Origin of the sequence: Candidatus Magnetobacterium casense (assembly GCF_019173545.1) — a bacterium.
GTDB classification, from domain to species: domain Bacteria; phylum Nitrospirota; class Thermodesulfovibrionia; order Thermodesulfovibrionales; family Magnetobacteriaceae; genus Magnetobacterium; species Magnetobacterium cryptolimnobacter.
Genome location: NZ_JABXWD010000242.1, coordinates 1 through 5,290, shown reverse-complemented (window position 1 = coordinate 5,290; position 5,290 = coordinate 1). Strand labels below are relative to the sequence as shown.

4 protein-coding genes are annotated in these 5,290 nt (G+C 52.2%); 1 reads left to right on the top strand and 3 read right to left on the bottom strand.

Annotation, left to right across the window (positions count from 1 at the left end; translation table 11 throughout):
- The coding region (locus HWQ67_RS12270) for a DUF5615 family PIN-like protein (RefSeq protein WP_218252979.1) at positions 1–270 on the top strand (270 nt) is incomplete at its 5' end.
- A 123-nt stretch (positions 271–393) separates the two neighbouring features.
- Here HWQ67_RS12270 and glgB read toward each other — a convergent pair.
- The 3 genes from glgB to HWQ67_RS12255 all read right to left on the bottom strand — a co-directional run bounded on the left by glgB (position 394) and on the right by HWQ67_RS12255 (position 5,234).
- The gene (gene glgB / locus HWQ67_RS12265) at positions 394–2,784 is read right to left on the bottom strand and encodes a 1,4-alpha-glucan branching protein GlgB (protein ID WP_255317256.1); all 2,391 of its coding nucleotides are present in this window, start codon (positions 2,782–2,784) and stop codon (positions 394–396) included.
- A gap of 73 nt (positions 2,785–2,857) precedes the next feature.
- The gene (glgX, locus tag HWQ67_RS12260; RefSeq protein ID WP_218252978.1) at positions 2,858–4,951 is read right to left on the bottom strand and encodes a glycogen debranching protein GlgX; all 2,094 of its coding nucleotides are present in this window, start codon (positions 4,949–4,951) and stop codon (positions 2,858–2,860) included.
- A 97-nt stretch (positions 4,952–5,048) separates the two neighbouring features.
- Complete coding sequence (locus HWQ67_RS12255) at positions 5,049–5,234, bottom strand: 4-alpha-glucanotransferase (protein WP_218252977.1); 186 nt, start codon at positions 5,232–5,234, stop codon at positions 5,049–5,051.
- Positions 5,235–5,290 lie beyond the last annotated feature (56 nt).

The window sequence follows — 5,290 nt, the reverse complement described above, 5'->3', positions numbered from 1 at the left end:
AACGGAAAAATATTTGATAAGGCTTATGCTGAAAATCGTATAGTTTTGACGTTTGACCTTGATTTTGGTGAGATAATAGCCCTTTCTGGTGGCCGTACTATAAGTGTAATTATTTTCAGGCTTCATAACACCAGGACACCTCACGTGATAGAGCGTCTATGCAGGGTTTTAAAAGACTCCAGGCAGGCCATTGAGGATGGTGCAATCGTTGTTGTGGAAGAATTTCGCCATCGGGTCAGACGCCTGCCTTTTAAACAAGAGAGGGAATAGTAAATCAAGGAAGGAGAGTGGGTGGGGTCGGCCAGGAGTGAGCCGCCCCTGGCTAAGTTCCCCCTGCATAAAAGGGGCAAAACCTTCCCTTGTTGCCCCTTTTGATTGGTCTGACTGGATCGTTTATTTCTTATCTTCTGGTTTGGTTTGAATTTTAACCGTCTTTTCTGCCGGCTCTGTCTTTAGAGTCACCGGTTTTTCTACAGCAAGCTCTTTAGCCGTCTGCTGTTCCTTTGCTTCCTTAACCACTTGCTGTTCCCGCTCCTTCGCTTCTTGCTCCTTGATCTCTTCTGCGGCGATTGTGACGACTTCATCGCTGTAGGGCTTCATGAACACGGCACCCAACGGCGGAACTTGCAGGTTCAGAGAGAACGGTCTGCCCTGCCACCAGACATGGTCGGCATGAAAACCTCCCCAGTTGCCAACGTTGCTGCCCCAGAATCTCTCACTGTCGCTGTTAAGTAGCTCCTTGTAAAAACCGCCCTTGGGAACACCCACTCTATAATTTGTCCGTGCCACAGGGGTGAAGTTAAACACACAGACGATGAAGTCTTCGGGGTCCTTGGCCTTCCTTATGAACGAAACGATACTGTTGGCATAATCGCCAAAGTCGATCCACTCAAAGCCCTGATGATCGAAGTCTACTTCGTAAAGGGCCCGTTCAGTCTTATACATATTGTTGAGGTCTCTGACAAAGTCCATGAGCTTTCTGTGTGGCTCATGCTCGGTCAGGTGCCAATCCAGGCTAATGTCCACGTTCCACTCCTTCCACTGCCCGAACTCGCCGCCCATAAAGACCAACTTCTTGCCAGGCTGGGCGTACATGTAGGCGTAGAGCGTCTTGAGATTGGCAAACTTCTGCCACATATCCCCCGGCATCTTATCCAGCATGGAACGTTTGAGGTGGACCACCTCGTCGTGCGAAAACACGTTGACGAAGTTCTCCGTAAAGGCGTACAGGAGCGCAAAGGTGAGGTTGTTGTGGTGATACTTCCTGTGTACAGGTTCCTTCTGGAAGTACAGGAGCATGTCGTGCATCCAGCCCATGTTCCACTTGAGACTGAATCCCAACCCGCCCAGATACGTAGGACGAGACACCATCGGCCACGACGTGGACTCCTCGGCTATGGTCAGGATGCCCGGATGATACCCGTGCAACACCTCGTTGAAACGCCTCAGGAGGTCTATTGCCTCGATGTTTTCCTTACCGCCATACTTGTTGGGCAACCACTCGCCATGCTTCTTGGAATAGTCCAGGTACAGCATCGATGCAACGGCATCCACCCGCAGACCATCCAGGTGATACTTGTCCAGCCAGAACAGGGCATTGGCGATGAGGAAGTTTGCGACCTCATTTCTACCGTAGTTGAAGATCAGCGTACCCCACTCCTTGTGCTCACCCTTGCGCCAGTCGGCATGTTCGTAGAGTGCCGTGCCATCAAAGTATGACAATCCATGAGAGTCCCGCGGGAAGTGCGCCGGCACCCAATCCATTATAACGCCGAGATTGTTTTCGTGACACTTATCGACAAAGTACATGAAGTCATCGGGCGTGCCATGACGTGACGTACATGCGAAGTACCCTACCGGCTGGTATCCCCAGGAGGCATCCAGGGGGTGTTCTGTGATAGGCAGGAGTTCTATGTGCGTGTAGCCAAGGTCCTTGACGTAGGGGATGAGCGTTTCGGCCAGCTCCCTGTATGTCAGCCAGCGATTGCCATCCTCGGGCACCCGGCGCCAGGAACCCAGATGTACCTCGTATGTACTGACAGGCGCCTCAAGCCAGTTGCGTTTACGGCGATTGTTCATCCACGCATCGTCTTTCCACTTGTACTTGTTGATGTCGTAGACGACCGATGCGCTCTTGGGTCTGACCTCGGCAAAGAACCCATACGGGTCTGACTTGGTACCCAGGTAGTTGCCGTACCGTCCTTTGAGTTCAAACTTGTATATGTCGCCCTCTTGCAGACTTGGTACAAATAGCTCCCACACACCGAAGGAACCGCGCAGACGCATCTGATGCCTTCTGCCATCCCAGTTGTTGAAGTCGCCAATGACACTGACCCGCAGCGCATTAGGTGCCCAAACGGCAAAAAATACTCCCGTGATGCCATTGATCGTAGTGACGTGGGCGCCCAGCTTTTCGTACTTTTTGTAGTGGGTGCCTTCGCTCATTAGGTGCAGGTCGAAGTCCGACAACACTGGTTCGAATGAGTATGGGTCATACACCTCCGTAGTGCCGGCATCGGATATGATCCTTACCTTGTAGGGGAAGAAGACGTTTGTCTGCTCAACTATGGTTTCAAAAAAACCCTCCTGTCTGAGTCTGGTTGCCTGATAGACCTTCTTGGTGGCATCCGTGCGGACAATGTACAACTCCTTTGCATCGGGGTTGAATACCCTTATGGCAATGGCGTCCTTGTCGTTGAACTTGATGTGATGCATGCCAAGTACGGAAAAAGGGTCTGAGCTGGTTGCGTTAATCACCTGATCGATATGTTCGTTTAGATTCATAGATTGTCTCCTTTTACTGTCATTCCGGCAGAGGCCGGAATACATAGATTAAATTTTTCTATATTATCCACGCCTACTTACTCACCAGTATAACTACAGAGCGTGGCCAGACCTTGTAGTTATACTGGTCATTCATAAAGACCTCGTTGCCTATCTCTGTGATATCAAAGGGGTGTTCCTGTGCGGTGTCAACAAACCTGAACCATCGTTTGCCGGTGAAGGGTTTTGGTACTGCGAAGTCCAGTGGTTCCCAGTATGCGTTTGCCGCCATGTAGATATCGCCCTGCTGTCCTTCGCCGCAGAGCAGCATTGCAATTGACCTGGAATCATTGGACAGGTCCGGCTTGCCGACCTTGATGCCGTGCCAGGACACCGAGGTCGTGTCTTCGTCCAGGAAGCTGTCCGGTCTCAGGAGCTGGTGTTGCTTTCTGAACTGGATCATCAGCTTGAAGAACCTGAATATGTCGGAATTGGTTTTTGTCAGGTCCCAGTTAAACCATCCCAGTTCGTTGTCCTGGCAGTAGGCGTTGTTGTTGCCGTTTTGTGTGCGGGCTATCTCATCGCCGGCCAGGAGCATCGGAACCCCGTGGGAGATAAACATCAGCGTGGCAAAGTTTTTCATCTGTTGTCTGCGCAGTTGGTTGACATCGGCGTTGTTGGTTGGCCCTTTCCAGCCGCAGTCCCAACTGAAGTTTTCATCGGTGCCGTCTCTGTTTTGTTCACCATTGTTGTCATTGTGCTTGCCGTTGTAAGAGACAAGGTCATTGAGCGTAAAGCCGTCGTGACTGGTGACGAAGTTTATGCTGTGCCAGGGTTCACGATTGCTCTCTTTATACATCTCCGGGGAGCCCATCAGTCTGGCTGTCAGGTGGTTGACCATACCGCTCTCCCCCCTTACGAAGCGTCTTATGTCGTCACGGAACTTGCCATTCCACTCGGCCCATCGTCCCCAGTTGGGAAACGTCCCGACCTGATACAGCCCGGCGGCATCCCAAGCCTCTGCGATCAGCTTGGTGTTGGCCAGGATCGGGTCAGCCGCTATGCGTTCCAGCAACGGCGGGTCTCTTAACACCTCTCCCTTACGACCACGCCCAAGTATTGACGCCAGGTCAAACCTGAAGCCATCAACGTGCATCTCCATCACCCAGAACCTCAGACAGTCAAGGATCACGTTGCGCACCACCGGGTGATTGCAGTTTAGGGTGTTGCCACATCCGGAGTAGTTGTGGTAGTGGCCATCTATGGGGTCTACTATGTAGTACGTGGAGTTGTCTATGCCCTTAAACGAAAACGACGGCCCCATCTCATTGCCCTCGGCGGTGTGGTTAAAGACAACGTCCAGGATCACCTCAATGTTGGCCTCGTGCATCTTGCGCACCATGTTTTTAAATTCCCTCAGTTGTCCGCCGTTTTTGCTGTCTGCGGCATACGACGCCTTTGGGGCAAAGAAGGATATGGGCTGGTATCCCCAGAAATTCTTGAGTCTCTGACCCGTGGAGGGGTCTATGCGGTCCGAGTCCATCTCCTCAAACTCGGCAATGGGCAACAGCTCTACGGCCGTTACGCCAAGCTCCTTCAGGTATGGTATCTTTTCGATAATCCCTGCATAGGTGCCTGGGGCGCTTACCGCTGATGACTGATGGGCAGTGAAGCCACGCACGTGCATTTCGTAGATGATCGAATCACGCAGGGGTATCTCCAGGGGTTTGTCGTATTCCCAGTCGTAGTCGTCTTCGATGACCAGACAGCGGCGGGTGTTTGCAAATGCCTCTCCGGGGTCGTCTCCCCTGCGTTTGTATATCTTGCCCCAGGTGGAGGCGCCCGTTAGCGCCGTTGCGTATGGGTCGAGCAGGATGTTATCGGGGTTGTAGCGGTGAATGGGGTACATGTCATCGACATCACGCTCCATGCGATAGCCGTAACGTGTCTGCACCCCCACGCCCCTGACAAATACATGCCAGACGTCACCGGTCTTGTTAAAGCACGGGTGCAGGGGTATTTCGGCAACAGGCTCTCGGACTCCGGAGGCAAAGACCACCAGCGTTACGGACGTGGCATGTTTGGAGAATATGGCAAAGTTGACCCCGTCTCCCTTCACCGTAGCGCCCATAGGCAGGGGGCTGCCACGGAATACTTCCAGATTTCCTATTCGTTTCAAATACAGCATTAATATATCTATCCTTTCCTGTAAATCCCCCTCCCTTTATGGGAGGGGTTAGGGGAGGGGGCAGGGGCACAACGACCTGACTCAGCCTCCTCTGCCATCAATCCACCAGGGGGCGATTGCGGCGCTCATCGACAAGCCCCTTGATGTAGATGTTGTACTCGTTGTAGTCCGTGAGGTAGCTTACGGTGTCTTTCATTCGGTATGTCCAGTTTTTGTCGTTATAGGTGCCGGGGACGTTTATCCTTTCTTCGTCGGGGCTGGAGGTTCTGAGGTTGTAGTACAACGACAGCAGGTCCGGTAACAGGAAAGGATAGATATATTAATGCTGTATTTGAAACG